The sequence below is a fragment of the Verrucosispora sp. SN26_14.1 genome (assembly GCF_004307965.1).
GTDB lineage: Bacteria > Actinomycetota > Actinomycetes > Mycobacteriales > Micromonosporaceae > Micromonospora.
Map to the genome: position 1 here is coordinate 1 of NZ_SISL01000516.1, position 3,963 is coordinate 3,963.

At 73.0% G+C, this 3,963-nt stretch carries 5 protein-coding genes; 2 read left to right on the forward strand and 3 right to left on the reverse strand.

The genetic code is table 11. From position 1 onward, the window contains the following. Nucleotides 1-162 precede the first annotated feature (162 nt). Entirely contained in the window at nucleotides 163-816 is a 654-nt protein-coding gene (locus tag EYA84_RS28170; RefSeq protein ID WP_131056940.1) for a response regulator transcription factor, read from the forward strand. On the opposite strand, the gene EYA84_RS28175 is transcribed toward EYA84_RS28170, so the two are convergent. Genes EYA84_RS28175 through EYA84_RS28185 form a run of 3 tightly spaced genes read right to left on the reverse strand, consistent with a single transcriptional unit; the run spans nucleotide 786 to nucleotide 3,051 of the window. Then, entirely contained in the window at nucleotides 786-1,484 is a 699-nt protein-coding gene (locus EYA84_RS28175) for a lysoplasmalogenase (protein ID WP_131056933.1), read from the reverse strand. The two genes, EYA84_RS28170 and EYA84_RS28175, sit on opposite strands and share 31 nt — an antisense overlap. Then, complete coding sequence (locus tag EYA84_RS28180; RefSeq protein ID WP_131056935.1) at nucleotides 1,481-2,338, reverse strand: sterol desaturase family protein; 858 nt, start codon at nucleotides 2,336-2,338, stop codon at nucleotides 1,481-1,483. The genes EYA84_RS28175 and EYA84_RS28180 overlap by 4 nt, the downstream gene beginning before the upstream one ends. Beyond that, complete coding sequence (locus EYA84_RS28185) at nucleotides 2,335-3,051, reverse strand: FadR/GntR family transcriptional regulator (protein ID WP_131056937.1); 717 nt, start codon at nucleotides 3,049-3,051, stop codon at nucleotides 2,335-2,337. The genes EYA84_RS28180 and EYA84_RS28185 overlap by 4 nt, the downstream gene beginning before the upstream one ends. A gap of 205 nt (nucleotides 3,052-3,256) precedes the next feature. Between EYA84_RS28185 and EYA84_RS28190 the strand changes: the two genes are divergently transcribed. Further along, nucleotides 3,257-3,952 (forward strand): hypothetical protein, encoded by a 696-nt coding sequence (locus EYA84_RS28190; protein ID WP_131056938.1) that lies wholly within the window; start codon nucleotides 3,257-3,259, stop codon nucleotides 3,950-3,952. Nucleotides 3,953-3,963: the final 11 nt, after the last annotated feature.

Sequence of the window (3,963 nt, forward strand, 5' to 3'; positions counted from 1 at the left end):
GATGAGCGCTAGTCTCGTGGGCTCGGAGATGTGAAGAAGAGACAGGCGCGAGCGTGTCGCCGTGGTCGGCGGCGAGCTGGCCGCCGGACCGCTGCCGGGCGAGGGCTTCCGGGTGTACGCGCGCCTGCCGCTGCGCGCCCTGTCGACCGTGGCGGTGACCTCCTGATCCGGGTGCTGCTCGCCGACGACCAACCGCTGGTGCGGTCCGGGATCGCGATGCTGCTCGCCGCCGAGGCGGACATCGAGGTGGTCGGCGAGTGCGACGACGGTGCCGCCGCCGTCGAGCTGGCCCGCCGGATCCGCCCCGACGTAGTGCTGATGGACGTGCGGATGCCGGGCACCGACGGGGTGACCGCCACCCGCCAGATCACCGCCGACGACGCCGAGGTGCGGGTGCTGGTCCTCACCACCTACCACGTCGACGACGCGGTCCGCGCCGCGCTGCGGGCCGGTGCGTCCGGGTTCCTGCTCAAGGACGCCGTCCCCGACGAACTGACCATGGCGGTCCGTGCCGTCGCGGCCGGCGAGGCGTGGCTGGACCCGGCGGTGACCCGGGCGCTGCTGACCGAGTTCGCGGCGCTCGGCGAGCACCGTGCGCCCACCACCGCCGAGCTGGACCGGCTCACCGACCGCGAGCGGCAGGTGCTGGTGCAGATGGCACACGGGCTGTCCAACGCCGAGATCGCCGCGCGGCTGCACATCGGCGACGCGACGGTGAAGACGCACGTCGGCCGGGTGCTGATGAAACTCGGACTTCGTGACCGTGCCCAGGCGGTCGCCGCCGCCTACCGGGGCGGGCTGATGCCGCCGGTCTGACCGGGCTCGTCGCGGGCCGCCAAGCCCGTGGTGATCAGCAGCAGCGCCGCGCTGTAGGTCGTCATCACCAGCACCCCGTGTGCGGGCAGCGTGGTGCCGGCCGCGCCGAGGCCGATCAGCAGGTCCGACACGAGGAACAGCGCGGCGCCGACCGCGACCCGCCGGTTGACGGCCGTCGCGGTGGCGGCCATCAGGGTCAGCGCCAGGCCGTACCCGAGCACCGGCCAGCGCAGGTCGCCGAGGCGCGGCCAGAGCAGCGCCATCGCGCCCGCCCAGAGCAGCAGGTACCCGACCAGCGCCGGCACCGGCGGCCGCCTCAGGCGGACGAACGCGGTGATCAGCGCCAGTTGCGTACCGAGGAAGCAGCCCATCCCGACCAGGAACGCGACCTCGCCCGGCACCAGCAGCGCGATGTCACCGGCGGTGGCGAAGACCAGCGCGACAGCGACCAGGCCGGTCTGTCCGCGTACCCGCCAGAGCCAGGCCAGCAGCAGCGGCGCGAGCAGCGGCTTGGCCAGCCACTGCACCGGGGTCGCGTCGACCGCCACCGCGATCAGCTCCACGACCGCCACCACCAGGAACGCCCCTAGCCAGGGCGTGCCGCGCCGGGTACGCGCGGACCGGTCCGGTCGACGCGTCGGGTCGGTGGTGTGAGTCGGCCCGCTCATCCGGCCAGCGCCCCGGGTCGGGCGGTCGCCCGCGCGGGCTGCCAGCCGGGGCGACCCAGCAGGTAGCCGAGCCGGTGTCGCCAGCTCGTGGTGCCGCGCAGGTCCCGCCAGATCGCCGCGTACTCGTGGGTGGCCACCCGCAGTGGGTGGTACGTGCCGATGTTCGTGGTCAGTCCGTACCGCACGGCGTTGCCCTCCGGGGCGAAGGTGCCGAACAGCCGGTCCCAGACGATCAGGATGCCGCCGTAGTTGCGGTCGAGGTACTCGTTGTTCGACCCGTGGTGCACCCGGTGGTGCGACGGGGTGTTGAAGACGAACTCGATCGGCCGGGGGAGCACGGTGATCCGTTCGGTGTGCAGGAAGAACTGGTACAGCAGGCTGATCGACTGCTGGAGGAAGATCATCCACGGCGGGATGCCGAGCAGCGCCAGGACGAGCCAGAACGGCAGCGAGGTCATCGGCGTCCAGCTCTGCCGCAGGGCGGTGGAGAAGTTGAAGAAGACGCTGGAGTGGTGCACCACGTGCCCGGCCCAGAAGAGCCGTACCTCGTGGTGTGCCCGGTGGAACCAGTAGTAGGCGACGTCGTCGGCGAAGAACAGCAGCACCCACACCCACCAGTCGCCGGGGGAGAGCTGGAAGGGCGAGACGGTGTACGCCGCCGCGTACAGCCCGACGGTGAGCAGCTTCCAGGGCACGCCGACGAGTTGGCTGCCGGCACCCATGGTCAGGCTGGTGGCGGTGTCCCGTGCCTGGTAGCCGCGTGCGGTGTCGTCCGGCGCGAACCGGTACGACAGCGCCTCGACGAGAATCAGCAGCAGGAACGCCGGAACGGCGTAGAGCACGGCGGGGATCATGCGCGGCTGTCCTTCCTGGCGGGATCGGTGAGGGGGGCTGTCAGCAGGGCCCGCGCCTGGTCGGCGGCGTCGTCGGCCCGGCCCTCGGCGATGGCCCCGGCCAGCCGGCGGTGCCCGGTGACGTCGAGCAACTCGGCGGCGCGCCGCTGCGGCGGGACCTTGCCGACCGCGAGGGCGCCGGCCACCAGACTGTTGAAGGCCAGCAGGTACGCGGTGTTGCCGCTGCCGCAGAGGATCCGCCGCCAGAGCACGATGTTGGCCTCGCCCATCGCCACCAGGTCCGGTGCGAGGGCGCTCAACTCCTCGACCGCGCGGACGACCTGGTCCCGGGCGGCCGGGTCGGCCCGACGGGCGCAGAGCCGGGCGGCGTCGACGCCGATGCACGCGCGCATGTCCATCATGTCGCGCAGCAGCGTGGTCACCGGGAGTACGTCACCGGACTGCACCAGCGACAGGGCCAGGTCCAGCCCGGCGTGCACCCGCCAGTCGAGCACCCGGGTCGCCCCGCCCTGGCTGACCCGCACCAGGCCGAGCTGCTGCAACCGGCGCAGCGCCTCGCGGACGGCGTGCCGGTTGACCTGGAACGCGGCGGCCAGTTCCCGCTCGCCGGGCAGGGTGTCGTCGGTCCGGTAGGTGCCGCTGACGATGGCGTCGCGGAGCTGCCCGAAGACGAGGTCGGAGACGGAGGCACGAGTGACGGGGACGAATGCCATGCCGGGCAGTGTGGCGCAACGCACGTCAACTCGTCAACTGGTTGGACCAGTGTCCGTGAACTGTCCATGTCCCGACACATGGAGCACTCTGTGATCGGAGTGTCGCTGTGGGTTAAGGTCGTTCGCGTTCGCTGACCGTGACCAGACGGCACCGGCCGGCACCGGTGTCCGCGTCACCGACCGGCCCGACGACACAGGAGCTCTCGTGCAGGTCACCCCGCTGGTCCACCGCGCCCGCTGGAGCGACATCGACTGGATCGTCGACCTCGTCACCGCCACCGTCGCGCCGACCGCCACCGGCGCATGGCTCGTACCCGATCCGCGACGGCGGCCCGCCGTCCTCGCCGCCGTGGCCCGGATCCGGGTCGAACACGCCCTTCTCTTCGGCGACGCGTTCCTGCTGGCGAACGGCGCGGCGGCCACGGTCTGGTTCCACCGGTACCGGCCGATCCCGCCGCCGCCCCGCTACGACGAACGGCTCGACGACGCCTGTGGCGTGCACGCCGCCCGCTTCCGCCGGTTCGACGAGGTCCTCGCCGCGCGACGCCCCGAGGAGCCCCACCAGCACCTTGCCCTGCTCGCCGCACCGCCGGACGCCGACCGGGCGGGGCAGGCCGCCACCATCCTCGCCGGCAGTCACCAGTGGATGGACACGCTCGGCCTGCCCACCTACGCCGAGGCGCACCACGAGGCCGACCACCGCCTCTATCGCCGTGCCGGCTACCAGGAGCGGTGCCGTCTCGTCCGTGCAGACGGGCGCCGGGTCGCCGGGCTCTGGCGCCCCGCCCCGCCCGCCCGCCTCGACCGGGTCGTCGACGTCGGGTTGTCCCGTGCGGGCATCGCTGCACACCGCGACACGCCCCTGCCCGCCGCCGACGCGGACGCCCCGCTCGTCCGGTGACCGGGCCCCGG